We start from the raw sequence: 26848 nt of genomic DNA on the forward strand, positions 1-26848 counted from the left end.
TATAATACGTTTAATTTGAGATAAAGGGAGTGAGAAGCGCTCATGGATCAAGAAACACAATATGAACAAAAAAAGCAAGATCCTTCCTTGAAATTATTTGTAGTACTATCTAAAGCATATCGTTCGATTGCAGACCAAGTAGAAGTAGATATACGAAAAAAAGGATTGAATCCCACAGAATTTGGGGTTCTGGAATTGCTTTATCACCAGGGGGATCAGCCTTTACAGAAGATTGGAGATAAAATTCTACTAGCTAGTGGAAGTATTACATATGTCGTGGACAAGTTGGAATCTAAAGAATACCTCATTCGAAAGCCTAGTGAAACGGATCGAAGAATTACGTATGCTTCGATATCGGAAAAAGGGAAGGAACTTCTGAATGAAATTTTCCCCGATCATTGGAAACAAATTGAAAAAATCACGGGTGGATTGTCGGATGAGCAGAAGCGTCAAGCGATTGACTTATTAAAACAACTTGGGCTACACGCCAATCAATTAAAGGTAGAAAAAGGATAGAAAATTCGGTATAATAATATTAACTTATTTTAAAAGGAGGGGAGAACATGACTAGCACTGTTTTGCACGAAGCACTTTATTACTTGCGTGCAATTTTTCATGATTTGGTTACTAACGGGATACGTATGCCCTTTTTTAGTAACTGAATAGAAAAACAGTGTAGGATCATTTTTCCCTAAACATAAAAGAAGAGCGTGAAAAAATCCACACATGACGTGTGGATTTTTTTATGGGAGTAGTGCAATAGATTGGTGGTAACCCACTATCTCTATATCTATCTCCAAAATCTTTTCAGCCATAGGTGATGCTACCTATGGCTTTTTTCGACTTTTTTTGACAAAAACCGGGTGGTGCCTGTCACCCGAATGAGGAGCGTTATGACATGTTAATTACATTAAAAAATATTAAAAAAATCATGGGTGGAAGTTATTTATTTGAGGATCTTCACTTCGAAATAAAGCATGGTGAAAAAGTAGGGCTAGTTGGCAGAAATGGTAGTGGAAAAACGACCATATTTAAAATGATTGCTAAAACAGAAGACTTTGAAAGTGGAGATCTGTTTATTAAAAAAGGAACAGAAATTGGCTATTTAGAGCAAATCCCAAGCTTTCCAGACAAAACAGTTCGGGAATTTTTAGAAGCAAGCTTTGAGAAAGCGAATGCTTTAAAGCGACGTATGACAGAGTTAGAAGAGAACATGAAAGATAACACTCGCATGGAACAAATATTAGAAGAATACGGAAGAATACAAACAGAGTTTTCAGCAATGGGAGGCTATGACCTCCAAGCAAACATTGATCGGGTGGCAACTGGATTGAACATGGAAGATTTGCTTGAGCATTCCTTTGACCAGCTAAGTGGAGGAGAAAAGACAAAGGCAGGTCTGGCGAAAATCTTATTACAGGCTCCTGATTTGTTGTTACTAGATGAACCGACAAATCACCTGGATATAACAGCGATTGAGTGGTTGGAGGAGTATTTGAAACAATATCGTGGAGCGGTCTGCATCATATCACACGATAAGTTTTTCCTTGATGAAACGATTACGAAGGTAGCCGATCTAGAAAATGGAGAAATTACCTATTTTCCCGGAAATTTCTCTTCCTTTGTGAAGCAAAAGGAAGAGAAGCTCCTACAGGAATTTGCAGCTTATCAAGAACAACAGAAAAAAATCAAAAAAATAAAGGAAGCAATTCGGCGATTAAGACAATGGGCCAATGAAGCAAATCCACCGAATGAAAAGCTATTTAAGCGTGCGAAAAGTATGGAGCGGGCATTGGAACGAATGGAAAAGCTAGACCGTCCAGAAATCGACCCGACAAAAATGAGACTTTCCCTTTCTGCTAATGAACGAAGTGGGAAAGATGTTTTGAAGTGTGAGGATGTTCAGAAACGATACGGACCCAAGGCCGTACTTAAAGGAGCGGATTTACACCTTCGACACAAAGAAAGACTCGCTATAGTCGGGAACAACGGGTGTGGAAAAAGTACGTTAATAAAAATCTTGATGAATCAGGAAAAGCAATCAGGTGGCGAGGTCGTAATAGGTTCACAGGTAAACATTGGCTATCTCCCCCAAAATCCTTTACAAGAAATGGATCCGAATCAGTCCTTAATGGATTATTTTCGTAGTGAAGTTCGAATTACCGAAGGAGAAGCTCGACAATTTTTAGCGACATTCATGTTTTATGGATACTCGGTATTTCGGAAGCTTGGTCAACTAAGCGGTGGGGAAAGAATGAGGCTAAAACTAGCCATTTTTATGCATCAAAAAGTGAACCTTCTCGTTTTAGATGAACCGACGAATCACCTTGATATGGAATCTCAAGAAGTGTTGGAGGAAGCTCTTCAGAAATACGATGGGACCGTTATCGGTATTTCTCATGATCGTAGCTTTCTCAACCAATGTTTTGAGGAAACAGCATACCTTGTCGATGGCAAGCTGTATCGCTATCAGGGAACATACGCAGATACGCATATGAGATGGAAAGAACGGATGGAAAAGGGCAAGCAGAAAAAGGCTCAGGAGTCTAAGCTTCCTTTGAAGGAAAAAATTGCGAGAGATGAGGAGTCGCCGCAAGAAGAGGATCTTGAAATGGTTATCTCTACTCTCGAAAAAGAAATAGAAAATACAAAAAATAAACATAGTCAATCGTCTGATCAAACGCATCAATTACTGTTTACGGAACGTTTGCAAGAATTGGAAAAATTGTTAGAAGCTAAGTATGAGGCGTGGTATCTTTCAATGGAATAATTAACCAGTAGAGGAAGTGACAAAAATCACTTACAATATAAAAGTATTATGATACTATCTAGATAGAGATTGGGATGTCTCTGCTCTGTATAGTTAAATAGGATTTGAGCATGAATGGGATGTATGCTCAAATGAACTAGTCTGTTTCGTACGGAATCAGGTTAGAACTAGAAAGACACTTATTTTGGGATGAATAAGTGTCTTTTTCTTTTGAACATAGACGTAACGGGAAATGCAGGCCTGCATATGCTAATAACAGGGATTAATAGGTACAAAGTACGGAAAAACTGTCATTACCAGGTTTAAATAGGAAAGATACGGGTAATTACAAACTATAAATAGAAGAATCACAAGGGGGCTCACCTATGACAAAGCAAAATGTTGTTGTCTATGTAAGCAATGGATGCGGCGAGTGCAAAAAAGTCATAAATCACTTAGAAGATTGGGGTGTGCCATTTATCGAAAAAAATATAAACGAAAATAAAGAATATTTTCGTGAACTACAAAAGAACAAGGTATATGGTACACCTGCCGTCTTTAAAGATGATGATATCGTATTAGGCTTTCAAGAAAGAAGATTAAAGCAAACATTAGGAATCGTAGGTCACTGAATCAGTCGTATGTGCATAATATATAGGGAATAACTTGTAGTAAACGAGGTGTTCCTATGACGCAATGGAGAGCGCCGAATTCTAACTTTCAGTCGAAACGGGGACCTTTTTATTCTCCTTATTCTCAGGCGAATTATCCTATGAATGGAAAGCAAAAAGGAACTCCCGCCGGTTGGCATCCATCATATCCACCGCAACAGCCGAAGGGAAGTCCTTACCCAATGACTCCATACCAGTTTTACCAAAAACCGCAGCAACCAAATAACTGGGGTAGCTACTTTCAGCAACCTCAACCGGGACAATATGGGAACCCGCCGAATGGGATTATGCAATATTTTCAAGATGAGAACGGACAGCTAGACTATGATAAGATGTTTTCGACATTTGGTCAAATCTCCAGTACGGTGAAACAAGTGTCCCCGATTGTTAAAGAATTCGGAACAATATTTAAAGGTTTGAAATAACACTCTTAATCCTTGTCACTTTTGACAGGGATTTTATCTTTTTCAGTGGATTTTACCATTCATGAAATTGGTGTAATACGAAATACTAACCGAAAATAAGAAAAGGAGAAAGATCGATGATTGGTTGTATGTGTATCCATGGGTTTACAGGTGGGCCATATGAGGTAGCACCTGTCGCGAATTTTCTTCAAACTAGAACCAATTGGGATGTACGCGTCCCGACATTACCAGGTCATGGGAGATTATTATCGTTGAAAAATAGAACCTACCAACAATGGATTGCTTCCGCAGAACAAACCATTCAAGAGCTGAAAAAAGATTGTGATGTTGTCTATATTGTTGGTTTTTCTATGGGAGGAATGATTGCGGCCTACTTAGCGGCAAAGTACAAAGTAGACAAATTAGTGCTCCTATCCGCATCGCGTAAATATATTAGCCTGACACAGATGGCAAGGGATATATTTTCGTTCATCAAAGACGGATGTAAGGGTTGTTTGGGGGAAAACGAGCATTACCAACGCATAAAAGAAAAAAGAGGGTTAATTCCGTTTCAAGCCTTTATAGAGTTTTGGAAATGTATGCAGTACACGAAGCCTTATATACGCTCCTTAGATTGCCCTGTTTTAATTGCTCAAGGACAAAGAGATGGAATGGTTCCGGTGAAATCTGCCTATTACTTAGAAAAAGAGATCCCATCCCCCACTCAGCTCGTGTTGTTCCAAAAGTCTAAGCACCTACTCTGTCTAGGAGAAGAAAAGGATGAGATATTCAAATCCATCTACTCATTTTTGAATCCTAAGGACAAAGTTTCCAATCCTTAGTTAGGAAGGAATAACGGCACTCTCTACCAAAACAATATTTGTATATTTTTGTTGCTTCATCGAAAAATAGAAATAATAAAGAACTTAGAGGCCGTTATTTCTTTTTAGCGATTCAGTTGCATCTTCATACCGACTTCCTACTAATTAGGATGTGCAGAATCGATTGTTTGAAAATCGTTCCTGTTATAGGTAGAATTACTAGTAAGAGTGTGGTAAGATGTAGAAATCTAATGAATGCTTGCCTTAGGCCTCTTCAAAAAATGAAGGAAGGCTTTTTTCATGTAATAAAGGGCTAGTTACGTTGTAAGTTATTCATCAGCCTAGTTGGAGTCTGTTAACCAATTGTCTTTAATAGGCTTGCTCGGTATGAAAAGGTGATTTGCTACGCATAGAAAAATAGAGATTTAAGTATAGAAGGAGTCTGAAAAGATAGTGACAACATTTAGTTCATTAGGAATTTCAAAACCGGTAATGAAAGCATTGGAAAAGATGGGGTTTGAAGAAGCAACTCCAATCCAAGAGCAAACGATACCGTTAGGATTAGAAGGAAAAGATGTCATTGGACAAGCTCAAACAGGTACTGGTAAAACAGCTGCGTTCGGTATTCCAATGATTGAAAAAATCGACAAAGACGTGAAAAAAATCCAAGGGCTTGTTATTGCGCCAACGCGTGAGCTAGCTATTCAAGTAGGTGAAGAAATTCATCGTCTAGGACAATTTAAAGGGATTCGTACATTACCTGTCTACGGTGGTCAGCATATGGACCGTCAAATTAGAGCACTTCGAGAAGGTCCTCAAATCGTCGTAGCTACACCTGGACGTCTTTTAGATCATATCCGCAGAAAAACAATCAACATCGGTAGTGTTCATACAGCAGTATTGGATGAAGCGGACGAAATGCTAAACATGGGCTTTATTGATGATATTCGTGATATCTTAAAAGCGATTCCGGAAGAACGTCAAACGCTTCTCTTCTCCGCAACGATGCCGAAAGAGATTCGTGATATCGGAACAAAGTTAATGAAAAAGCCGGAAGAGGTAAAGATCAAAGCGAAGGAAATGACGGTAGAGAATATCGATCAATACTTTGTAGAAGTACACGAAAAACAGAAATTTGATACGCTGACCAACCTTCTTGATATCCATGCACCGACATTAGCAATTATTTTCGGACGTACGAAAAAACGTGTAGACGAGGTTACAGAAGGATTGCATGCTCGTGGATTTAGAGCGGAAGGAATTCACGGCGATCTAACGCAAGGAAAAAGAATGTCAGTTTTAAACAAGTTTAAAAACGGTAGAATAGAAATTCTTGTTGCAACAGATGTGGCAGCGAGAGGTCTAGATATCTCTGGTGTTACCCATGTGTACAATTTTGATATCCCACAAGATCCAGAAAGCTATGTACACCGTATCGGTCGTACAGGAAGAGCTGGGAAAGGTGGAGAAGCAGTTTCCTTTATTACTCCAAGAGAAGTGCCACATTTGCACTTAATTGAAAAAGTAACCAAAGGAAAGATCAAACGCATGCAAGCTCCGTCTATGGATGAAGCGAGACGTGGTCAACAACAAGTTACATTGGATAAATTAACGTCCACCATTGAAAAACAAGAGTTAGATGCATATCGGGAGTCTGCAACGGAAATTTTGAATCAATACGATTCTGTAACGGTTGTAGCAGCTGCGCTGAAGATGCTAACGAAAGGTGGTCGTCGCAATGCACCTGTTACGATCAGCTCCGTAGCACCGGTAAGTGTTAAACCGGCTTATAAAGATAAAGGCAAGAAGAAATTCCGTAACGATAACAAACGAAACTTTAATCGAAAAGGTGGCAAACCACAAAGAAATAGAAAGTTTCAAAATAAACGTGGTAGCTCCAACTTCCAATCTAAAAAAGATTAATTAAACCACTCCCTGGCCAATGTCAGGGAGTTTTTGTATAATTATCAGAATTTATAAGTTGGTTCCTTTTCGGGATATTACTCAAAGAAAAAAAGATTTAGCTCGAAGTAGTTATCGGCTCCCTGGAAATAAACTCCTCACTTGGCTTTTCTTAATGGATGAAACGAATTATCGAGGTGATTCGTATTAAGTTGAGAAGTATTTATTTGGGTAACGGAGACGCCAAATATTCAGGTGAGCGCCAGAATCTAGTCCATCATCGCCAGGGAATAAGCCTAATTCTCCTATTCCGGGTCCAAGATTCCCTCATAACAACCATTCCGTAAAAGAGAGGAGAGAAATATGCGACATAGACCAATAAATAACCTAGCAACAGAAGCTATACAAGTGTGGCGAATTTATGCTATTATTCCATCTTTCGTTTTCCTATGTTTAATCATCACAGGGGTCGTCCTTAGCCGTATTATATTCGATCTACCTGTACCAATGTGGGTATTTATAAGTAGCTTTCTGGTATGGCTAATCCTTTCCTTCATAACCATCCTTGTAGTACCGAATGTGAATTGGAAAAGGTGGAGATATCAGGTGTTTGAGCAGGAAGTCGATATTGAACACGGACTGCTCATCATTAAGCGGACACTTATTCCAATGATCCGTGTCCAGCATGTGGACACAAAGCAAGGTCCCATATTGAAGAAGTTTGGTTTAGCGACTGTAACGATATCAACAGCGGCAACGAAGCATGAAATACCTGCGCTGAAGGAAGAAGAAGCCTATGAATTGAGAGACCGTATTTCCGTACTAGCTAGGGTGGATGAAGATGATGTCTAATGCCAATCGGTTGCATAAAGCAGCTATACTATTTAATTTTGTAAAGATATTCCGAGAGGTTTTCTTAGGAGCAATCCTCGGCTTTTTGGCTACCTTCAAGAATATTAATTTGGGTGGCTTTTGGTTCGAAATTTTGTATGCTAGTCTGTTTATCCTATTTATCCTTCTTTTTAGTGTCATCCAATGGTTTCGATTCACCTATACAGTAGAGCATGACCACTTAAGGATTGATAGTGGTATTTTCGTAAAGAAGAAGCGGACAATATCCTTTAACCGAATTCAATCCATCGATGTGTCAGAAGGAATTGTTCATCGAATCTTCCAATTAGCAAAGGTAGAAGTGCAAACAGCAGGAGGAGATTTAGGTGCGAAAGCGGAAGCGGTGTTGAGCGCTGTAACGAGAGACAAAGCTTTCGAATTGCGAGAGTCCTTACAGCTAAAAACCGATAATCAAGAACAAGAAGAGGAAGCGGAAAAGGAAGTCCTCACAAAGAATTCTAAAACAATATCAACAAGAAGACTACTGCTCGCGGCTACTACAACAAACGGCTTTGGTGTGTTCTTTTCCTTTGCTGCGTTGATCTTACCTCAATTTGGTCAAGTGCTGCCCGATCGAATCTATGAGAATGTATTCGATTGGGTTATTCATCTGAGCATACCGTTTCTAATCCTATTAGCTGGAGTAACTGGAATTCTATTATGGGGGACTGCAGCATTAGGCTCCTTGCTAAAATATAGCTCCTTTACTATTCAAAAGTCGGAAGATGATTTGCAGATTTCTCACGGACTCTTGGAGAAAAAACAGCTGACACTAGCCACTAAACGGATTCAAGCGATCAGTGTTCGAGAGGATTTACTCCGCCAATGGATAGGGTACGTTACCATTCATGCAGAAGTTGTCGGTGGAAGTATGGGTGCAAATGGAGGAACTTCCGTATTACTGTTTCCATTATTAAAAAAGGCCGAAGTGGCATCTTTTGTCGAGCAGTTTGTTCCGGATTATCAGCCTGAGTTCGTTAATCAAACCTTACCGAAACGATCTAGAAGACGATTTTTATTTCGAATGATAGCACCTGTCATCATTGGATCCATCCCAACGTTTTACTTTTTTCCATCCTACAGTTGGATTGGAATTGTCCTTTTATTGCTCGCCTTCTTATTGGGATTGTTCCAATATAAAGATAGTGGATTTAATATTGCTGGAGATAAGCTAACATTACGATATCGAGTTATTGGGAAAAACACTGTCATACTGTATCGAAAAAGAATTCAGTCTTTAACAACATCCGATCATTATTTGCAACAACGTCAATCCTTGAAAACATTGAAGTGTTCTGTAGCAGCAGTTAGTGGAATCGGAAAAACTTTTTCTTATAAAGATGGGGACGAAAAGCAGGTGGCAGAGGTGTTCGACTGGTATTCCTTTCAGAGAAAAGAAAAAGAAGCTGAGGCAAAACTATAAGCTCCCACTCTAAAGACGAACGATTACAGATAGAAGTGTAGAGTGTACGTTTCAATGGTTGGGCCTTCATTCACAGTTGATATAAAATGCGACACAACTCTAATTAAAAATTTTATGAAAAAAATAATGATGTGAAACCTGATGCCGGCGCTCTGGCAGAATACTTCGCTTTCCGCGGGCACGGCCTCAGCTTCCTCGGAAGAACCCCACTTCCTTGAAAAAGAAACCCGCTTTTTCTGCGTGCGATGTTTATTCTAAGAAGCTTTCCTTGTCCTGCGGGATCTTCGGCTCGCGCTGTTCCCGCAGGAGTCTCCGTATTCTGCCTTCGCTAAGTTGATATTTCTAATTTGGTAAACTTGGTAGCCAAAAGCAGATGGTTAAATCCTCTAAATAATTGGAAACCCTATTCAAAAAATTATAAGTCTGATAATATGAATCGCTACTTAATAAGGTTTCACTTCACTTATAATTATTAAAAATTACTTTATACCTTCGGAACTTTATGGCTTTATGAACCTTATTTGTCAGCTGCTTACGGCATGTTGATTGGAGTGGAGGGCAGTCGACTCCTACCATGAAAATAAGGTTCTAATATATGGAAAAATGGCAATACTAAGGTAGACGCAGCTCATTCGTTTTTTTGAGGAGAGCGCCACATTCTAAGATCTAATGAAGTTGGAGATTAATTTTAAGACACTTTTGGTTCCACAATTGTCACTGTGTAACCTAAACTCTCTAATCTTCGTAGTGAATGCTTAACAACGGATTGTTGTCTTTGTTTGTCGAAGTAATCTTCTCCTAAATCTACATACATTTCTTTTCGTGTTAAGAGATAATAGGAGATTCGTAATATCGCATGAGCTACAACGATTCCTGCACGCTTTTTACCTTTACGTGAAGCTGTTCGCCGGTAAAGTGCACCAAGGTAGTTTTTGGATCCTCGAACAGAATGAGCTGCTTCAATCAGTGCTGATTTAAGATACTTGTTTCCATTCAACGTTTTAGATGATTTACGTTTTCCAGCACTTTGGTTATTTCCAGGAACTAATCCAGCCCATGAACACATTTGAGGTGCAGTAGGAAATTGCTCCTTTATATTTGTACCAAGCTCTGCAAGCATTTGTTCCGCCATTTTTCTCCCAATACCAGGAATGGAATCTAAACGGTCTATATCTTCTTGAGAGTCTTCCATCCTTTTCGCTATCTCTTTATCTAGTTTATCGATTTGATCCGTCAGGAAATCGATATGATCTAGAATCGTTTTTATCATGAACCGTTGGTGTTCTTGAACATACCCTTGAAGTGCGAGTTTCAATTCATCCTTTTTCTTCTTCATTACTCCTCTCGCAAAGGTTGTTAACTCTTCGAGATCATCATTTCCTTCGGATATGGATCGAAGCATATCACGAGCAGAAACTCCCATAATGTCAGAAACAACAGAACCAAGTTTGATATTAGCTCCTTCTAACACTTTTTGAATCCGATTATATTGTCTGGCACGCTCTTCAATAATACTTCGACGATAACGAACAAGTTCACGTAATTCTCGCTGGTTTCGATCAGGAATAAAACTAGCTTTAAGTAAACCGTGACGAAGTAATTTGGCTATCCATTCGGCATCTTTCACATCCGTTTTACGCCCGGGGACAGCCTTAATGTGTTGAGCATTCACAACTAGATATTCAATATCTTCTGCTTCTAGTAGATTGACAATGGGTTTCCAGTAGACACTTGTACTTTCCATTGCCACATGGGTACACTTATGTTTCTTCACCCAGTCCACCAACTCAATTAGATATATGGTTTTAGTTGAAAAAGTTTCAATCTCCTTTCCTTCTGTTGTAATGGCACAAGCGGTAATGGTATCCTTGTGGACATCCATACCACAAGCATTCTCAATGATTACATCCATTGAAAACATCCTTTCTACGGCAAATAATAATGGAGGCTGGCGCAACAACCAGAATAGGGTTAATCTACCATGAGTGCTTCCCTTAAAAGGAGCAACAGTCTGTGATGCACCGTGGTCGAAGGAGTCAGACTGCGGGTAGGGCTCTCACGCACCAAGGAGTCTCGACCTTCCTCATCCAGCCGTAGCATCAGTATAGCCACACAATAACTATTTTCATTCTCTGTGGTGTATAGCTGTTTTCGCGATACATGAATGACTGCGGGAAAAGCAACAGTCGAAGACCCCAAAAGATGCACCTGCGTCTTCTAGTAACGCTTCGAAGTAAGCTTCCTCGGTGCAAGGCAGCAAAGATGCTTATTCGATGTAGTAGCCTGGCTGAGACGTTGCCCGCGGAAAGCGACTGTCCGTAGCGGAAATCAACATAGCAGTTACGTCGCAGTCTATATAAAAATAGGAACAATATCAACAAATGCATCCTAAAAGAAAAATCCGAACTGACTCGAATTCTAATGAATGAATTTTGAATCATAGTTCGGATTTTATTAGGGTTAAAATACTTTTGTTCTAGCCTCTTTGCTTTAAAGAATCCCGCCAATTAACCCTAGCAGACCGAGTAGAACGATAAGTCCCCATAATAATGGTGTGAGATATTTTTTCCATGGAATCCTTCTTTTGTTCCAACGGTTTGGGTCAAAGGAAACGGAGGAGTCATCTCTAACTCGTCGTTTTCTCCAAGGATTAAAGGCCTGAACATTCTTTACGATAATGGGACCCAATGCAAATCCACCAATTAAACCAAATATATGGGCAGCTATATTAATATTTGGTCGGAAAAAGGACATGAGTACACCGATCACTAAGATTACGACAATGATTTGGGAGCTAGATGGATCAATAAGGTGTTTTCGGAAAAATATCATATAAAGATATAAGCCCAATATCCCATAAATGGCCCCAGAAGCCCCGAAGTGAATGGTGAACTGCGTTGGTTCCATGATATACGTAAAAAAGTTTCCAAATATACCGGTAAAAAGAAATACGAACAAAAACTTGAACTTGCCTAGCATCTGCTCTAGAGCGGGACCAAATAGGACAAGAGAAAAACAGTTGAACAATACGTGCATGATGCCGTTTGGATCATGGATGAAGATAGCGGTGACGAGTCTCCAATATTGACCTTCATGGATTAGTGGGTTAAAACCTACCCCCCACTGGTAAATGATATCTTCCCCAAAAGGAAAGAGAAGGATGAGAACCCAAATAGCTAGCTGGATAGCGATTAGGGAAGTCACAATAGGATAAAGGCGGATAAATTGTTTAAAGCTTTCCGTTCGTACGAACATGATTATTCCCTCCAGATTGTCTCTTTTTTTATCTATATTCTTATTCTTTCATTCTCATTAATTTCTTTCCATTGTTTCCCTTGTTCCCACCGCTCAAACTTGCGAACATAGAAGCTCTTTCACTTTTTCGATATACTAGCATTAAATTAATGTAAAGGTGAGACGATTATGATTAAAGGAATCGGGATCGATATCGTGGAAATCGATCGTATTAATAATAGTATAAAGCAAAATGATCGGTTTGTAGAAAGGATACTAACTGAGCGTGAGCGAAAGGCATATGAAAACTTATCTACACATAGAAGAAAAGTAGAGTTTGTCGCAGGGCGATTTGCTGCAAAAGAAGCTTTTTCAAAAGCGATGGGTACAGGCTTAGGGAAGCTAGGTTTCCAAGATATCGAGATTTACAACGATAACAAGGGAGCACCATATCTTACGTGTGATAAGACAAGCTTCCAAATATGGGTTTCTATTTCGCACAGTATGGACTATGCGGTATCGCAGGTCATATTAGAACAGCAATAGTTTGGAAGAAAAAATAGTAGCTTGTCAGGCTAGTCTGCATATTCAACTAGTTTGTCTCATATATTTTAGTGCGGGTAGGAGGGAACGGAGTGCACATTGTTACCGCAAAAGAAATGTACGAAATAGACCGCATGACAATCGAAGAGTATGGAATAGACGGTAAAATTCTCATGGAAAATGCCGGCCGTGAAATCTCGCGCAGACTAGATGATCTGCTTTCCTCCAGTCAGGAACGGATAACTGTGCTTGTAGGAAGTGGCAATAATGGTGGTGATGGCTTCGTTATTGGGCGAACCATGATGAATCTTGGTTATTCCGTTAAGATCTTACAGCTTGTACCGAATGACCGAATACAAGGAGATGCCCACTATCACAAAAAACTTTTTCTTGCTGTTGGTGGAGAGCTCATTCATTGGAGCGAACATTTCTCTATGGAAACGCTGGAAAAAGAAACGGATGTATGGGTAGATGCCATGCTTGGAATCGGAACGAAGGGAGCCCTTCGAGGTCCCATCTTGGAAGTGTGCTCCTTCGTAAACAGTAGTAATCGCCTGACCATTTCCGTAGATATTCCAAGTGGCGTACCAGCAGAAGAAGAGAAGGAACACGATGGAAAAGCAATTCAAGCTGATATTACTTATATCATTGAGGCGCCCAAGCTATCGACCTTTCTTCAACGATTCGCTTCCTTTTACGGTAGATGGGAAGTTGTAAAGATTGGAATTCCAAACACTGCCTGGCAACATGTGAAACGGGCCATCTGGTCTGAGGGAAAGGTTCAGGAAACCTTACCGGATAGAGAATGCTTTTCGCATAAAGGTACACATGGCAAAGGTTTTATTATAGGAGGCTCTCATACGATGCCGGGTGCTGTAGCCTTAACAGGTGCAGCAGCATTAAGAGCAGGGAGTGGTCTTATAACCATTGGTACGGTTGCAGAAGCAATACCTTCGATTGCGGCCCAACTTACGGAAGTAACGTTTCAGAAGTTAAGAGGTCGGAACGGTTGGATCCAACCACAGGATTTTGATCTTTGCCTTTTTGACGCCGTTGCGATTGGTATGGGGATGGGAAGAGATGAGGAAACAGCTCTGTTAACGAAACAAGTTGTGGAATCAGTGGATTGCCCTGTTCTGATTGACGCAGATGGACTTCACCATGTCCGGAACTACTTATCATCCTTGAGAGAACGGAATCAACCAACTGTGTTAACACCTCATCCTGGGGAAATGGCGATGTTAAGCAACAGTGACATTGCTTCCATTCTGGCTCGTCCTTTTTCCATTTCTAAATCCTTTGCGATGGAATATGGCATTTATCTAGTGCTGAAAGGACCGTTCACCATTGTGACGACCCCAACTGGTGAGCAGTGGGTGAATCAAACCGGGAACGCAGGACTTGCGAAAGGTGGGAGTGGTGATGCATTATCCGGAATTCTGTTAACGATGATGATGCAGCATGATAGCATCCAACAAGCATTATCGAACGGTTGTTATCTGCATGGGAAATCGGCCGACTATTTAGTAGAACACCATCATTCCAATAGGGACCTTTTAGCTTCAGACGTAATTCGTGGGTTAAAACAAGTATTTCGTACAATTACACCCTAATTCAATGTGTTCGTTCCCTTTGTTAAATGAGACAAAGGAGTTGTGACCATGAGGAAGTATCTCAGCGTAGGGATAATGGCTTTAATGTTGATCCTTATTCTAGCTGCATGTGGGGAAAAGTCTAAAGAAGATGTAGTGTCAAAATTAGAAGAGAACTTAGAGAAAATGGATGGATACAAAGCAGAAGCGGTAATGAGCTTGAAAACAGGGAAAGAAAGCCAGAGCTATAACATTGAGATTTCTCATAAGAAAAAGAATTACTACCGCGTCCTGTTGAAAAATGAACAAAACGAAGAAGGTAGCCAAATCATTTTACGAAATGATGATGGGGTATTCGTTTTAACACCTGCCTTGAATAAAAGTTTCAAATTTCAAAGCAAATGGCCTGATAACAGCAGCCAACCATATTTATATCAATCATTGGTGAAGGATGTACTAAACGATTCTCAATCTGAGTTTAAATCAACAGATAAGCACTATGTGTTTGAAACAGCAACTAATTATCAAAATAGCAACAGCCTACCATATCAAGAAATTTATTTCGATAAGAAAACCTTCACTCCTGCTAAAGTTAAAGTGTTAGATAAGGATAAAAATCCGTTGGTTGAAGTGAAGTTTTCAGCTTTCAAGCTTGACCCAGAATTTGCTAAAGACGAATTCAAAGTGGAGAAAAATATGACAAGCTCAATTTTCGGTGTACCAGCTGCTTCCCAAGAGGAATCAGAAGTAAAAGAATTTAGTGTCTTTTATCCGATGGAAACGGCGGGTGCAGAACTAGCTGAGACTAGTGAAACAGAAACAGAGAACGGAAAACGGGTAATCCTAACATACAAAGGAGATAAAAACTTTACTCTCGTGCAGGAAAAAGTAGAAACGTCTCCGGCGTCAGCTTCTCCAGAACAAGTGAATGGAGATCCAGTGAGTTTAGGGTTCACCATGGGTGCACTAAAAGCCTCATCTCTAGAGTGGAGCTATAATGGCGTTAACTATTATTTAGCAAGTGATGAGTTAACAAAGAGTGAATTAGTCGATGTTGCAAGTTCTGTACAAGGCCAACAAGTAAAATAAAAGAGAAAACCATGAGGCAGGCTCACCATATCGGGTCTGCTTTTATTTTTTCTTTCGATTTGACAACACATCAGTAGGGGTCAATAATAAGTAAAAGATGATGTTTAGTAAGGATGGATGGAATGATGGAGGATACAAAATTTTATCGAGACACTTGGGCTGAAATTGATCTTGCCCGAATAGAATATAATATCCATCAATTACAAAAACGCTTAACAGATACAAAAATATATGCGGTAGTAAAAGCTAATGGATATGGACATGGCGATATCGAAGTTGCAAAAAGAGCCTTAAAAGCTGGTGCGAAAGGCTTAGCTGTTGCGACTTTAGATGAAGCGTTAAAGCTTCGAAAAGCCGGGCTTACAGCACCTCTCCTTGTAATGGGTTGGTCACGACCAGAAGACGCAAGCGTAGCAATCATTCATGATATTACGTTAACGGTCTATCAGAAAGAATGGCTAATCGAAGTGAAACAGAATCAGGTAGATGGTGCGGTAAAGGTACACATCAAGCTTGATACTGGTATGGGACGGCTCGGTGTTCGAACCAATGAAGAGTTATTAGAACTCTTGCATGAACTTCAAAGTGGACCATTTGAATTAGAAGGTGCCTTCACTCATTTTGCTACAGCGGATGAACAAGATTATTCCTATTTTGAAAAACAACAGGAGCGATTAGACAGCTTTTTGCATTGTTTAGAAAAAAACTGGAGCAAGCCCATTATTATTCATACAGGTAATAGTGCGGCAAGTATGAGATTTCCCGAAAAGATGCAACACTTCACCCGTTTCGGCGTTAGTATGTATGGGCTCTACCCCTCAGACACTGTCAAAAAGGAGAAGCCAATTGACCTCCAACAAGCTTTCTCCCTGCACAGTAAATTGGTTCACGTAAAAAAGCTTCCGCCTGGTGAAGGTGTGAGCTATGGTGCCACTTATGTGACAGAAGAAGAAGAATGGATTGGAACCATTCCAATTGGCTATGCAGATGGATACATCCGTAAGCTTCAAGGCTCGGATGTTTTAGTAGAAGGAAAAAGAATGCCCATTGTCGGAAGAATTTGTATGGATCAATGTATGATTCGATTGGATAAGGAATATCCTATCGGTACGAATGTTACATTGATTGGAAAACAAGGGGATGAAGAAATATCAATTGATGAGCTCGCGGATCATTTAGAGACGATTAACTATGAAATTCCCTGTATGATCGGTCCTCGTGTTCCTAGGGTTTATTCTTCATAATTTTTCTAAAATAAGGTATGTAATGGCACCATTTAGGAAAAAGATAGGATAGATTTTCCTTTCGTTCCAAATTAGGGTGGAGTTAAGAAAAAAACTTGTTTAAATGCCTTTGCAAAGCCGTTTAGAGAATGATATGATTAAGTTGGATTTTTACAGGCTGGACTTGTAGATTGTTGGAGGTGTATGGTTTTGTCAGAGAGCTTGCAAGAAATTGTAGTTAGACTACCAAAAAACCTACTGAATGAGGTGGACGGCTTAATGAGAAATGAGAACAGTGATCTCAGTGACTTCATTTGCCAGGCAACAAAATCGTATTTGCGTGAAAAGAAAAAACGCCATATTCGGGAATCCATGCAGCGCGGCTACATGGAAATGGCCAAGATAAATCTCAATATTGCTTCAGAAGCCTTTCAGGCTGAAGAGGAGGCCGAAACCACCCTTGAACGCTTAGTGAGCGGGGTGTAATGTTTTGATTGTTAAAAGAGGCGAAGTTTATTTCGCCGATCTCTCTCCTGTTGTTGGTTCCGAGCAGGGGGGCGTCCGTCCAGTACTGGTGCTGCAAAACGATATAGGTAATCGTTTTAGTCCAACGGTTATTGTTGCAGCAATTACCGCGCAGATACAAAAAGCGAAACTACCTACTCACGTTGAAATTGACGCGCAGAAGTATGGATTTGAACGGGATTCTGTAATTCTTTTAGAACAAATAAGAACCATTGATAAACAAAGACTGACTGATAAGATTACACAGCTTGACCAACATATGATGGAAAACATTAACAAGGCTCTAGAAATAAGCCTTGGATTAACTGATTTTTAATCTTATAAACTGGTTATGCATCTAAATGTTAATTCTCAACCAAGAGCCCTTGTCCTATATTAGACAAGGGCTTTTTTTGGTTGTAGGAGGTGGATTGCAGTAACTTTGGAAATATACTTCGCTTTCCGTGGGTTCGCATTGAGCCGTGCCCACGGAAAGCGACTACCCGCAGCGGAAATCAACTTAGTCTGCGTTTCTTTTCTATAATTCTAAATTCCGCTTAAGAATATATATCTACATAAGGAGTTCCTCACTGTGTATAGCTCATATTGATATCGTTAGGAAGAGGTTCCAACCTTTTGATATAATAGAGTGATTGAAAAAATAACAATTACATAAGTATTTTATGCCATGTATCCATTAAGCTTAATCAAAACAGGGGGGTTACGGAATTGAATAGGGAATTTACAAGTGCTGTATTAGATAACAGTGATGCGATCGTGAAGATGTGGTTAGAAGAAGTATCTAAAAATAGAGAGAGTGATTATACCTCTACTATTTCCAATGAATTATTTAACAATACGAATCGAGAATTTGTAAACATTATCTTTACGAGCGTTGAAAACGAAGGAACAACGAAAGAACTAGAAAGTTTTTCTGAACGTCTGATTCATTTAGGTTGGCCATTAAGCTACTTAACAGACGGCTTACAATCCTTTAGACGAGTAACGATTAATTACTTATTAAATGAATCGCAAGAAGTAAACTCTGAATTTTTCTCGAAAGTTACAGAAGCGGTAGATAAGTGGGTTGACCCTATCATAAACCAGTTGGTGAACGAATATTCTGGTAGTTGGGAGAACATTGTTTCCCTTCAACGAGTTGCGTTGCAAGAGCTTTCTGCTCCTTTAATTCCAGTTATGGACAATATTACAATTATGCCATTAATCGGTACGATTGATACGGAAAGAGCCAAACTTATTATGGAAAACTTATTGGACGGAGTCATTAAGCACAATGCAGAGGTCGTGCTTATTGATATCACAGGTGTTCCAGTTGTAGATACTATGGTTGCACATCACATTATTCAAGCGGCAGAGGCTGTTCGGCTAATAGGCTCCACTTGTATCTTAGTAGGAATTCGTCCGGAAATTGCCCAAACGATTGTTAACCTTGGCATTGACCTAGGAAAATTCCCAACGAAGAGTTCATTGCGTAAAGGATTCCAATCAGCGCTAGAATTAACAAACCGAAAAATCTATGACATTAATAAAAATAATGAGGGAATAGAAAAAATACTAGGTTCTCTGGATAGGGAGTGAAACCATGAGAATTCCAATTCTTAAATTACAAAACTATTTACTGATCTCCATTCAAATTGATTTAGATGACCAAACAGCTATTCAATTTCAAGAGGATTTATTAAATAAAATTCACCAAAGTGGTGCAACGGGTGTTGTAATTGACCTTACTTCTGTTGATATAATTGATTCCTTTATTGCAAAAGTTTTAGGGGATGTCGTTACAATGTCAGATCTTATGGGGGCGAAAGTTGTTCTTACTGGCATCCAACCAGCTGTTGCCATGACCTTAATTGACCTTGGTATTCACATGCAGGATGTTCCTACCGCTTTAGATTTGGAACAAGGCTTAATTAAATTGAGACAGGAACTGGAGGATTAAAGATGAAAAATCAACCCCAGACCTGCGTTACAATTCAAAAAGAATGGGATATAGTTGGTGCTCGCCAAGTAGGACGTGACTTTTCCAAAAAGTTAGGATTTGGCACTGTTGATCAAGCGAGAATCGCCACGGCTATCTCAGAATTAGCAAGAAACATTTATTTATATGCTGGTAAAGGTCAAATTTGTTTTGAAATTATTGAAGATATGGAGCATAAAGGTATAGCCATCCTCGCTACTGATAACGGACCGGGTATTCGCGATTTAAGTACAGCAATGGAAGACGGTTACTCTACCTCGGGAGGTTTAGGCGCGGGCTTACCTGGTGTTAAACGTTTAATGGATGATTTTAATATTATTTCTGAACATGGACAGGGGACAGAAATTAGAACGGTTAAGTGGGTAAGGTAAAATAAATAAAGAGTTATGGACGTTGTTGGACAAGGGGAGTGTATATAAGTCATGGAAAATTATCGTGATTTATTGAAGAAATATATTGAGACTCATGATGAAAAATCTCTATATCAAGCAGAACAATTTAGTAAATTATCCCTAAAACAGAATATCTCCCCTGTGGAAATCATTCATGTTCATAATCAAGCGACAAAGGAGCTATTCCCTAATCTGCCAAAAGACTTTCATTATGCGATGAAATTTCTGTTAGAAACCATGATGTCCTATGGTTTAGCATACCAAGAATTCCAGTCCTTACGGGAAAAGCAACTAGAGCTTAAATCCGAAATATCTGTTGCGGCCAACATGCAACAAACCCTTTTATCAACCGTTAAGCCAACGATTGATGGACTAGATGTTGGTGTGATTAGTGTCCCGGCCAATCAAATGAATGGGGACTACTATCACTTTATTAAAGGGGAGCACGGTGGCAAGCTTGGAGTGGCCATTGCCGACGTTATCGGAAAAGGAATTCCGGCGGCGCTAGCTATGTCGATGATTAAGTATTCCATGGATAGTTTGCCAGAGAACTCAATGAGTCCGCAAGCCATATTAAAGAATTTAAATAGAGTAGTAGAAAGAAACGTGGATCCTAGTATGTTTATTACAATGTTTTATGGATCGTATGATATGGAAACGGAAACGTTCTCTTATTCATCTGCTGGTCATGAACCGGGCTTTTATTATAATACCGAGAAGGGTATGTTCAGGGAAATTGAAACAAAAGGATTAGTCCTTGGTGTTGATGACAAAAGTACGTATGAACAGTTTGAATTGAAAGTGGAAAAGGGAGATAAGATTGTTCTGTTAACCGATGGTGTCACGGAATGTAGACATGGAGAACGCTTTATAGAAAGAGAAGAAGTTTTTCAAGTGATCCAACAATATGATTACCTACCAGCTCAAGAAGCGGTCGAGCAGGTTTATAAACATTTTGAACGGTTACAGGATTTTCACCTGAGAGATGACTTTACATTGATAATGTTGTCGAAAAACGTTTAGATAATGGGTTAATGGGGTACTTAGCATGTATGGGGTTAATACGGAAGAAGTGGGTGGATAGATAATGAACTTAGATATTAAGGTAACTCAGGAGAAGGACAAATCTGTTGTGAAGCTGTTCGGTGAAATTGACGCGTACACTGCTCCTGATCTTAAAGATACATTACTTCCTTTAGCGACGCATGAAGGGCAAACCATTGAAGTCGATCTAGAAAACGTATCCTATATGGATAGTACCGGATTAGGCGTTTTTGTGAGTGCTTTAAAGGCAACGAGAGAAGTGGATAGTCATTTGAAATTAATAAAATTACAAGACCGTGTATTACGTCTTTTTACAATTACTGGTTTAAATGAAGTCATAGATATAGACTCAGAAGTAAGAGGTGGGAACTAATGGAACCTTTTGACTTTATCGAAATAAAAGTACCAGCGGAGGCTGAGTATGTTGGAGTGGTCCGACTTACGAGTTCAGGTATAGCCAACCGCATGGGATTCAGCTATGAGGACATTGAAGATTTGAAAGTAGCCATCAGTGAAGCGATGACGAATGCCGTAACGCATGCATACAAGGAAGAAGAAGACGGCGAAGTTACGATCGGTTTTGGAGTGTATGAAAACCGTCTGGAAGTGATGGTAGCAGATCACGGTGGCAGCTTTAATTTGGCACAAGTAAAAAGCGGAATCGGGCCCTATGAACAGAAAGAATCGATTGAAAACCTACGTGAAGGAGGGTTTGGGCTTTTTCTAATAGAGGCATTGATGGACAAGGTCGAAATTAATAACGATTATGGGGTTATTGTTCTGATGACAAAATACCTCAACGAAAATGAGGTGGGAATCGATGACGACCAAATCTCAACCACACAATAGAGGTGAGGATGAGGTTTACCAATGGATTCAACATCTTCAGAAGTACCCCACAGACGAAGTAATACAAGAAAAAATAGTGCTAGCCTATCAGGATTTAGTAGAGTCTCTAGCTAGAAAATACTCAAAAAACAGCTCTATTCATGAGGATCTCGTGCAAGTGGGGATGTTAGGATTGTTAGCAGCGATTAGAAGATATGAACCATCCTTTGGTAAATCTTTTGAATCTTTTGCTATACCAACCATCATTGGGGAAGTGAAGCGTTTTATTCGTGATAAAACATGGAGTGTTCACGTTCCAAGAAGAATTAAAGAATTAGGCCCAAAAATTAAAAAAGCAACTGAGGAACTAACTACGGATCAACAGAGATCTCCATCCATCACGGATATTGCCAGCTATCTAGAAGTGTCAGAAGAAGATGTTCTAGAGACGATGGAAATGGGAAAAAGCTATAAAGCGCTATCTGTTGATAGAAAAATAGAAGCCGATTCGGACGGGAGCACTGTATCGATTCTTGATTTAATTGGAAAAGAAGAAAGTGGTTACGAAAAAATCGACCGACAAATGTTACTAGATAAGATTTTACCTATATTAACGGATAGAGAACAGGAAATACTGCGATGTACCTACTTTGAAAACCTAAGTCAAAAAGAAACAGGGGAGAAGTTGGGAATTTCGCAAATGCATGTATCGCGTTTGCAGAGGCGAGCTTTAAGAAAATTACGTGAGGCTCTTCAATCGGATAGCTCGGAGGTATTTAATTGAAGGTAAGGAAACACATGGATGTCTCCATTTTTCAACAGGCCAAAAAAGGAAATTACTATTGTGGAGATAGCTATTATTATAAAGAAACAGAAGATGGATTTGTCTGTGCATTAGCGGATGGGTTAGGAAGTGGCGAGTTTGCAAAAGAGTCTTCCCAAGCAGTAATCCAGGCAATAGAACAAAATAAGGATGTTTCTCTTGACCAACTAATTAAAATTTGTAATAAAGAGCTAACTGGAAAACGAGGAGTTGTATTGGGTATTCTGAAAGTGGATTACCTTTCGCATACATTTTCTTTTACTTCGATTGGGAATGTTGGAGTCATGACGGTTACTTCCTCTGGAGTGAAGAAAAGAAGTATTCCTAATTCAGGCTATCTTGCAGGCTTTCCGCGTCCGTTTAAAGTAACGGAAGGACAGCTTGAGGAAGACTTAGTTTTTATTTTATTTACGGATGGTGTAAATGACAGAGACTTATCATCAAGCTACTTTATGGTGAAAGATGTTCAACGCATAACGGAAACGTACCGTTCTGTATGTGGAACGAATGAAAAGGATGATACGACCTTAATCGCTATCAAATACACGGAATAGTGAGGAACCTTCATGTGTAAAAGATATAAGGATTGATTGAGTAGAGAACATGTACTTGATCAATCCTTTTGTGTTATGAAAGAAGCTATAAATCTAAATGCATCTTTCGTTGGTTGGGATATACTCTTTCATTTGGTAAAATAGGATGGAGTCATAGTTAGGAGGAAGAATGTTGAGTGAAGTGGAACAAAGAGATTCATTAATGAAATGGGTGGCTAAAGAAACGGGAGTCGCCACTAGTCCTATTAAACAAGTAATCACCCTAATAGAAAAGGGCAATACAGTCCCGTTTATTGCTCGCTATCGAAAAGAGCAAACAGGTGGACTAGATGAAGTCCAAATTAAAGCTATCGAGGATAAATGGCAATACGCGCTTAACCTGTCCGAACGTAAAGAGGAAGTAATACGTTTAATAGAGGAACAAGGAAAGCTTACACCTGAATTGAAGCAAGATATCATCAAGGCTACACAGCTGCAAAAAGTAGAAGATCTCTATCGACCTTATAAGCAGAAAAGAAGAACGAGAGCAACGGTTGCCAAGGAAAAAGGGCTAGAACCACTTGCTGAAACGATTTGGAAGCAACAAATAACCGATATGGAAAGAGAAGCAAGCTCCTATCTATCAGAAGAACATGAATTGAACACTTTAGAAGATGTTTTGGCTGGCGCTGCAGATATAATGGCAGAGTGGATAGCGGATGATCCTACATATCGCGAATTTATTCGAGAAAAAACATTCCGTTTGGGAACGATCCAATCTGAAGTCAAGAAAAAGGAATTGGATGAAAAAGGCGTTTATGAGATGTATTATTCCTATCATGAACCGATACGTTCTATAGTTGCACACCGCGTTTTAGCACTTAATCGAGGAGAAAAAGAAGAAGTATTAAAAGTTGCAGTGGAGCCTCCGATTGAACAGGTACTAGACTACTTAGCCAAAAAGATTATTTTGTCAACAGCTACTAAGGAAGTACAAGAACTACTAACTACTACAATAGAAGATAGCTATAAACGTCTCATTCAACCATCTATTGAAAGGGAAATTAGAGGAATGCTTTCTGAAACGGCAGAAGCTCAAGCGATTGATATTTTCTCTAAAAACCTTAAGAACTTACTGTTACAGCCACCTCTCAAAGGGAAAACAGTGCTAGGTGTGGACCCAGCCTATCGGACAGGCTGTAAATTAGCAGTTATAGATGAAACTGGGAAAGTTCATTCTATCCATGTTATTTACCCGACTCCGCCAAAAAGCGATAAGAAGAATGCGGAAGCAGTTGTATTAGACTACATCAAAACATTTAAGATTGAGTTAATCGCAATCGGGAACGGAACGGCATCAAGAGAAACGGAACAATTTATTGCAGACATCATTCGAAGCCATCAGTTAGATATTGCCTATATTATTGTGAATGAAGCGGGTGCAAGTGTGTACTCTGCATCCAAACTCGCTAGAGAAGAATTTCCTGATTTACAAGTAGAAGAAAGAAGTGCGGTTTCTATCGCACGTCGTGTTCAGGATCCTTTAGCGGAGCTTGTAAAAATTGACCCGAAATCAATAGGGGTTGGTCAATACCAGCATGACGTTTCACAGAAGAGCTTAAGTGAATCCTTGACATTCGTCGTAGAAACAGCGGTTAACCAAGTGGGGGTAAACGTAAATACAGCATCTGCCTCCTTGCTACAATATGTTTCGGGCTTAAGTAAAGCAGTCGCGAACAACATTGTAAAGCAAAGAAATGATGAAGGTAAGTTTACGAATCGGAGCCAATTGAAAAACATTCCGAGATTAGGTAGTAAAACGTATGAACAAAGTATTGGGTTTTTAAGAGTATTAGACGGGGATCAGCCTTTAGACAGAACCCCAATTCACCCAGAAAGCTATCAAGCGACGAAAAAACTGTTGGAGAAGCTTGGTTGCTCTGTCCAAGACATTGGAACCTCAAAACTTCAGGATAAATTAAAAACGATAGATATAGCTTCGTTAGCGGAGGAGCTATCGATCGGACTCCCGACTTTGCAGGACATCGTAAGTGCCTTAGCTAGACCTGAACGAGATCCGAGGGACGAATTCGATCAACCCCTCCTAAAACAAGATGTTTTGGCAATGGAAGACTTGAAGCCAGGCATGGAATTACAAGGAACCGTGCGAAATGTGGTAGACTTCGGAGTATTCGTTGATATCGGAGTCAAACAAGACGGCTTGGTTCATATTTCTAAAATGTCCAAGCAGTTCGTTAAACATCCAATGGATATCGCGTCTGTTGGAGATGTTGTTACAGTGTGGGTAGAACAGGTGGATGTCGACAAACAACGAATTGCTTTATCTATGGTAGAAGGATAGAACACATACAAAATACCAGGTTTAGGCCTGGTATTTTTTCATTTTTCTTATATACGAACTATTCCTTTTATGAATAAAAGGATGAAGAAGCTATTATGTTTAGGATGAATTCGTGTTCTTCTCACGATAAAAAAACCAGCATTGGTTTAATATCTTGATTTGGTATATGTTCTTGGAAAGGAAAGCTTCAGTCATTTGCTTTTTGAACCATTTCGGCATATGCATAGACTCCCTTCTATCCATGGCATATATGATTAAACTAGTGTACTATAGGGTATGCGATTAGGGAGGTTGGCGTGAATGAGGATGCCATTAACACAAGGTGAACTGGAAAAGCTAGTTCATGCTTTATCCATGGAGTTTTTTCATAAGCCATTTATAGATGAGGTATCATTCAATGCAAGACTAAGGACTACAGGTGGTCGCTATATTCCCTCGAAAAGAAAAATTGAATTGAACCCAAAGTATTTAACCGAAATAGGGAGAGAAGAGTTCGAAGGCATTATTAAGCATGAGCTTTGTCACTATCATTTGCACATTGAGGGAAAAGGGTATAAGCATCGAGATCCAGAGTTTCGGCAGCTACTTAAAGAAACAAAGTCCCCAAGGTTTTGTGGTGCACTTCCTTCTATAGAAGAAAGTAGGGTCAAACATCATTATGAATGTGTAAGGTGCAAACAAGTTTATAATCGGTCCAGACAAGTAAATATAAAAAAGTATAGATGTGGAAAGTGTAGAGGGAAATTGACGAAAGTCTGATAAAGAAATGGACTGATTAGGATAAAATAAGGGAACAAGTTCATCGAACCTTCCAGAAAAAGGTTAAAGCTTTCCATTGACGTAAAGATTGTAACATGTTAAATTAAATAAGCATTTGAAAAACAGCACTTTTTTTGTTGAATGACTTGACCAATGAGTGGTTAAGTAAGTAAAATGTCTTGTAGACGCATTATGTAAGTCCATTTACAACAAATTCACATTAAATTATATTTGACATCACGAATCAAATACGTTATGATGTTTATCGTCGCTGTTAAACACAGTGACTAAAATTATGGATTATTCCACAGTAGCTCAGTGGTAGAGCAATCGGCTGTTAACCGATCGGTCGTAGGTTCGAATCCTACCTGTGGAGCCAGTGGAGAAGTACTCAAGTGGCTGAAGAGGCGCCCCTGCTAAGGGTGTAGGTCGCGCAAGCGGCGCGAGGGTTCAAATCCCTCCTTCTCCGCCATTACGGCCCGTTGGTCAAGCGGTTAAGACACCGCCCTTTCACGGCGGTAACACGGGTTCGAATCCCGTACGGGTCACTTTTTTATTTTCATAACTTTTTGGTCCGGTCCGGTAGTTCAGTTGGTTAGAATGCCTGCCTGTCACGCAGGAGGTCGCGGGTTCGAGTCCCGTCCGGACCGCCATTTATTGGGCTATAGCCAAGCGGTAAGGCAACGGTTTTTGGTACCGTCATGCGCTGGTTCGAATCCAGCTAGCCCAGCCACTTTTTTCTTTTACTATCATTATATGAATCAAGTTGATCTGTATAACCTCTAAAATCAACCTAATGTTCCTTTAAATATAAAGTATAGATAGAAGATAACAAACATTTGACGAGCCATTAGCTCAGTTGGTAGAGAGCCGCTCACATCATCGGAATAACTACTAGGTGCAGGCTTGCGAGGAGCGTAAGCTTCCACGAATAAGCTTGCAACGTGACGAGCACATAACTTCTACTGAGTAACATAAGTGTACTTGGGCATAAGTCATCTTTTTAAAATGCTGCGATGCAGGGGTTTGCTGGATGAACGCTCATATTAAATTAGAAAACAT

The 26848-nt window shown here is 39.7% G+C and carries 28 protein-coding genes and 5 tRNA genes; 30 read left to right on the plus strand and 3 right to left on the minus strand.

The genetic code is table 11. From position 1 onward, the window contains the following. The first annotated feature begins 42 nt into the window (after positions 1-42). The 9 genes from KO561_RS02195 to KO561_RS02230 all read left to right on the plus strand — a co-directional run bounded on the left by KO561_RS02195 (position 43) and on the right by KO561_RS02230 (position 8861). Positions 43-516 (plus strand): MarR family winged helix-turn-helix transcriptional regulator, encoded by a 474-nt coding sequence (locus tag KO561_RS02195; protein ID WP_231095538.1) that lies wholly within the window; start codon positions 43-45, stop codon positions 514-516. Between the two features lie 47 nt (positions 517-563). Next, positions 564-662, plus strand: a complete 99-nt coding sequence (locus tag KO561_RS20480; protein ID WP_331000820.1) for an RAxF-45 family protein — start codon at positions 564-566, stop codon at positions 660-662. Between the two features lie 236 nt (positions 663-898). Then, positions 899-2770 (plus strand): ribosomal protection-like ABC-F family protein, encoded by a 1872-nt coding sequence (gene abc-f, locus KO561_RS02200; RefSeq protein ID WP_231095539.1) that lies wholly within the window; start codon positions 899-901, stop codon positions 2768-2770. Between the two features lie 365 nt (positions 2771-3135). Then, a complete protein-coding gene (locus KO561_RS02205; RefSeq protein WP_231095540.1) occupies positions 3136-3381 on the plus strand; it encodes a glutaredoxin family protein in 246 nt (81 codons plus the stop codon). 56 nt (positions 3382-3437) lie between these two features. Further along, positions 3438-3845, plus strand: a complete 408-nt coding sequence (locus tag KO561_RS02210; protein WP_231095541.1) for a YppG family protein — start codon at positions 3438-3440, stop codon at positions 3843-3845. Positions 3846-3961: 116 nt separating this feature from the next. After that, positions 3962-4666: an alpha/beta hydrolase gene (locus tag KO561_RS02215; RefSeq protein ID WP_231095542.1), complete on the plus strand. Its 705-nt coding sequence runs from the start codon at positions 3962-3964 to the stop codon at positions 4664-4666. Positions 4667-5098: 432 nt separating this feature from the next. After that, on the plus strand, positions 5099-6568 hold the full coding sequence (locus KO561_RS02220; protein WP_231095543.1) for a degradosome RNA helicase CshA: 1470 nt from the start codon (positions 5099-5101) through the stop codon (positions 6566-6568). Between the two features lie 342 nt (positions 6569-6910). Beyond that, positions 6911-7399, plus strand: a complete 489-nt coding sequence (locus KO561_RS02225) for a PH domain-containing protein (RefSeq protein WP_231095544.1) — start codon at positions 6911-6913, stop codon at positions 7397-7399. Continuing rightward, positions 7389-8861, plus strand: coding sequence for a PH domain-containing protein (locus KO561_RS02230; protein ID WP_231095545.1), 1473 nt, complete (start codon positions 7389-7391; stop codon positions 8859-8861). Before KO561_RS02225 ends, KO561_RS02230 begins: the two co-directional genes overlap by 11 nt. 688 nt (positions 8862-9549) lie before the next feature. On the opposite strand, the gene KO561_RS02235 is transcribed toward KO561_RS02230, so the two are convergent. Next, the gene (locus KO561_RS02235) at positions 9550-10773 is read right to left on the minus strand and encodes an IS110 family RNA-guided transposase (protein WP_231093844.1); all 1224 of its coding nucleotides are present in this window, start codon (positions 10771-10773) and stop codon (positions 9550-9552) included. Positions 10774-11351: 578 nt separating this feature from the next. Next, on the minus strand, positions 11352-12116 hold the full coding sequence (locus KO561_RS02240) for a rhomboid family intramembrane serine protease (protein WP_231095546.1): 765 nt from the start codon (positions 12114-12116) through the stop codon (positions 11352-11354). 168 nt (positions 12117-12284) lie between these two features. Here KO561_RS02240 and acpS point away from each other — a divergent pair, with 168 nt between their 5' ends. The 15 genes from acpS to KO561_RS02315 all read left to right on the plus strand — a co-directional run bounded on the left by acpS (position 12285) and on the right by KO561_RS02315 (position 25027). Then, positions 12285-12641 (plus strand): holo-ACP synthase, encoded by a 357-nt coding sequence (acpS, locus tag KO561_RS02245; protein ID WP_231095547.1) that lies wholly within the window; start codon positions 12285-12287, stop codon positions 12639-12641. 89 nt (positions 12642-12730) lie between these two features. Next, complete coding sequence (locus KO561_RS02250; RefSeq protein ID WP_231095548.1) at positions 12731-14251, plus strand: NAD(P)H-hydrate dehydratase; 1521 nt, start codon at positions 12731-12733, stop codon at positions 14249-14251. Between the two features lie 48 nt (positions 14252-14299). After that, entirely contained in the window at positions 14300-15319 is a 1020-nt protein-coding gene (locus KO561_RS02255) for a LolA family protein (RefSeq protein ID WP_231095549.1), read from the plus strand. A 125-nt stretch (positions 15320-15444) separates the two neighbouring features. Beyond that, entirely contained in the window at positions 15445-16563 is a 1119-nt protein-coding gene (gene alr, locus KO561_RS02260; RefSeq protein WP_231097029.1) for an alanine racemase, read from the plus strand. Between the two features lie 189 nt (positions 16564-16752). Further along, positions 16753-17028 (plus strand): CopG family ribbon-helix-helix protein, encoded by a 276-nt coding sequence (locus KO561_RS02265; RefSeq protein WP_331000821.1) that lies wholly within the window; start codon positions 16753-16755, stop codon positions 17026-17028. Positions 17029-17032: 4 nt separating this feature from the next. Beyond that, the gene (locus tag KO561_RS02270) at positions 17033-17383 is read left to right on the plus strand and encodes a type II toxin-antitoxin system PemK/MazF family toxin (RefSeq protein ID WP_231095551.1); all 351 of its coding nucleotides are present in this window, start codon (positions 17033-17035) and stop codon (positions 17381-17383) included. A 392-nt stretch (positions 17384-17775) separates the two neighbouring features. Beyond that, entirely contained in the window at positions 17776-18645 is an 870-nt protein-coding gene (locus tag KO561_RS02275) for an RsbT co-antagonist protein RsbRA (RefSeq protein ID WP_269140684.1), read from the plus strand. A gap of 4 nt (positions 18646-18649) precedes the next feature. Further along, positions 18650-19006 (plus strand): STAS domain-containing protein, encoded by a 357-nt coding sequence (locus KO561_RS02280; protein ID WP_231095552.1) that lies wholly within the window; start codon positions 18650-18652, stop codon positions 19004-19006. 2 nt (positions 19007-19008) lie between these two features. Further along, positions 19009-19416 carry an anti-sigma regulatory factor gene (locus KO561_RS02285; RefSeq protein ID WP_231095553.1) on the plus strand — a complete coding sequence of 136 codons (408 nt, stop codon included), beginning with the start codon at positions 19009-19011 and terminating at the stop codon, positions 19414-19416. 51 nt (positions 19417-19467) lie between these two features. Continuing rightward, positions 19468-20460 (plus strand): PP2C family protein-serine/threonine phosphatase, encoded by a 993-nt coding sequence (locus tag KO561_RS02290; RefSeq protein ID WP_231095554.1) that lies wholly within the window; start codon positions 19468-19470, stop codon positions 20458-20460. A gap of 64 nt (positions 20461-20524) precedes the next feature. Beyond that, positions 20525-20854 (plus strand): STAS domain-containing protein, encoded by a 330-nt coding sequence (locus KO561_RS02295; RefSeq protein WP_231095555.1) that lies wholly within the window; start codon positions 20525-20527, stop codon positions 20852-20854. Continuing rightward, positions 20854-21330: an anti-sigma B factor RsbW gene (gene rsbW, locus KO561_RS02300; protein ID WP_231095556.1), complete on the plus strand. Its 477-nt coding sequence runs from the start codon at positions 20854-20856 to the stop codon at positions 21328-21330. The genes KO561_RS02295 and rsbW overlap by 1 nt, the downstream gene beginning before the upstream one ends. Next, positions 21302-22093, plus strand: a complete 792-nt coding sequence (gene sigB, locus KO561_RS02305; RefSeq protein WP_231095557.1) for an RNA polymerase sigma factor SigB — start codon at positions 21302-21304, stop codon at positions 22091-22093. The genes rsbW and sigB overlap by 29 nt, the downstream gene beginning before the upstream one ends. Continuing rightward, positions 22090-22686: a SpoIIE family protein phosphatase gene (locus tag KO561_RS02310; RefSeq protein WP_231095558.1), complete on the plus strand. Its 597-nt coding sequence runs from the start codon at positions 22090-22092 to the stop codon at positions 22684-22686. The genes sigB and KO561_RS02310 overlap by 4 nt, the downstream gene beginning before the upstream one ends. 169 nt (positions 22687-22855) lie before the next feature. Beyond that, positions 22856-25027, plus strand: coding sequence for a Tex family protein (locus KO561_RS02315; protein ID WP_231095559.1), 2172 nt, complete (start codon positions 22856-22858; stop codon positions 25025-25027). A 99-nt stretch (positions 25028-25126) separates the two neighbouring features. Here KO561_RS02315 and cmpA read toward each other — a convergent pair whose 3' ends face one another. Further along, a complete protein-coding gene (cmpA, locus tag KO561_RS02320) occupies positions 25127-25246 on the minus strand; it encodes a cortex morphogenetic protein CmpA (protein WP_231095560.1) in 120 nt (39 codons plus the stop codon). Positions 25247-25327: 81 nt separating this feature from the next. Here cmpA and KO561_RS02325 point away from each other — a divergent pair, with 81 nt between their 5' ends. The 6 genes from KO561_RS02325 (at position 25328) to KO561_RS02350 (ending at position 26519) form a co-directional block, all read left to right on the plus strand. Next, positions 25328-25786 carry a SprT family protein gene (locus KO561_RS02325; RefSeq protein ID WP_231095561.1) on the plus strand — a complete coding sequence of 153 codons (459 nt, stop codon included), beginning with the start codon at positions 25328-25330 and terminating at the stop codon, positions 25784-25786. Between the two features lie 304 nt (positions 25787-26090). Continuing rightward, positions 26091-26165, plus strand: a tRNA-Asn gene (locus tag KO561_RS02330). Between the two features lie 2 nt (positions 26166-26167). Then, positions 26168-26258 (plus strand) — tRNA-Ser (locus tag KO561_RS02335). A gap of 4 nt (positions 26259-26262) precedes the next feature. After that, a tRNA-Glu gene (locus tag KO561_RS02340) sits at positions 26263-26334 on the plus strand. 28 nt (positions 26335-26362) lie between these two features. Then, positions 26363-26439: transfer RNA gene (locus KO561_RS02345), tRNA-Asp, on the plus strand. A gap of 5 nt (positions 26440-26444) precedes the next feature. Then, a tRNA-Gln gene (locus KO561_RS02350) sits at positions 26445-26519 on the plus strand. Positions 26520-26848 lie beyond the last annotated feature (329 nt).

The organism is Radiobacillus kanasensis (assembly GCF_021049245.1).
GTDB lineage: Bacteria > Bacillota > Bacilli > Bacillales > Amphibacillaceae > Radiobacillus > Radiobacillus kanasensis.

Coding starts and splice junctions, on each gene's coding strand:
- KO561_RS02290 (WP_231095554.1), top strand. CDS start 19,468: ATGGAAAATTATCGTGATTTATTGAAGAAATATATTGAGACTCATGAT.
- KO561_RS02205 (WP_231095540.1), top strand. CDS start 3,136: ATGACAAAGCAAAATGTTGTTGTCTATGTAAGCAATGGATGCGGCGAG.
- KO561_RS02280 (WP_231095552.1), top strand. CDS start 18,650: ATGAGAATTCCAATTCTTAAATTACAAAACTATTTACTGATCTCCATT.
- KO561_RS20480 (WP_331000820.1), top strand. CDS start 564: ATGACTAGCACTGTTTTGCACGAAGCACTTTATTACTTGCGTGCAATT.
- rsbW (WP_231095556.1), top strand. CDS start 20,854: ATGGAACCTTTTGACTTTATCGAAATAAAAGTACCAGCGGAGGCTGAG.
- alr (WP_231097029.1), top strand. CDS start 15,445: ATGGAGGATACAAAATTTTATCGAGACACTTGGGCTGAAATTGATCTT.
- KO561_RS02295 (WP_231095555.1), top strand. CDS start 20,525: ATGAACTTAGATATTAAGGTAACTCAGGAGAAGGACAAATCTGTTGTG.
- sigB (WP_231095557.1), top strand. CDS start 21,302: ATGACGACCAAATCTCAACCACACAATAGAGGTGAGGATGAGGTTTAC.
- KO561_RS02195 (WP_231095538.1), top strand. CDS start 43: ATGGATCAAGAAACACAATATGAACAAAAAAAGCAAGATCCTTCCTTG.
- KO561_RS02215 (WP_231095542.1), top strand. CDS start 3,962: ATGATTGGTTGTATGTGTATCCATGGGTTTACAGGTGGGCCATATGAG.
- abc-f (WP_231095539.1), top strand. CDS start 899: ATGTTAATTACATTAAAAAATATTAAAAAAATCATGGGTGGAAGTTAT.
- KO561_RS02325 (WP_231095561.1), top strand. CDS start 25,328: ATGAGGATGCCATTAACACAAGGTGAACTGGAAAAGCTAGTTCATGCT.
- acpS (WP_231095547.1), top strand. CDS start 12,285: ATGATTAAAGGAATCGGGATCGATATCGTGGAAATCGATCGTATTAAT.
- KO561_RS02230 (WP_231095545.1), top strand. CDS start 7,389: ATGATGTCTAATGCCAATCGGTTGCATAAAGCAGCTATACTATTTAAT.
- KO561_RS02225 (WP_231095544.1), top strand. CDS start 6,911: ATGCGACATAGACCAATAAATAACCTAGCAACAGAAGCTATACAAGTG.
- KO561_RS02255 (WP_231095549.1), top strand. CDS start 14,300: ATGAGGAAGTATCTCAGCGTAGGGATAATGGCTTTAATGTTGATCCTT.
- KO561_RS02285 (WP_231095553.1), top strand. CDS start 19,009: ATGAAAAATCAACCCCAGACCTGCGTTACAATTCAAAAAGAATGGGAT.
- KO561_RS02235 (WP_231093844.1), bottom strand. CDS start 10,773: ATGGATGTAATCATTGAGAATGCTTGTGGTATGGATGTCCACAAGGAT.
- KO561_RS02210 (WP_231095541.1), top strand. CDS start 3,438: ATGACGCAATGGAGAGCGCCGAATTCTAACTTTCAGTCGAAACGGGGA.
- KO561_RS02315 (WP_231095559.1), top strand. CDS start 22,856: ATGTTGAGTGAAGTGGAACAAAGAGATTCATTAATGAAATGGGTGGCT.
- KO561_RS02240 (WP_231095546.1), bottom strand. CDS start 12,116: ATGTTCGTACGAACGGAAAGCTTTAAACAATTTATCCGCCTTTATCCT.
- cmpA (WP_231095560.1), bottom strand. CDS start 25,246: ATGCCGAAATGGTTCAAAAAGCAAATGACTGAAGCTTTCCTTTCCAAG.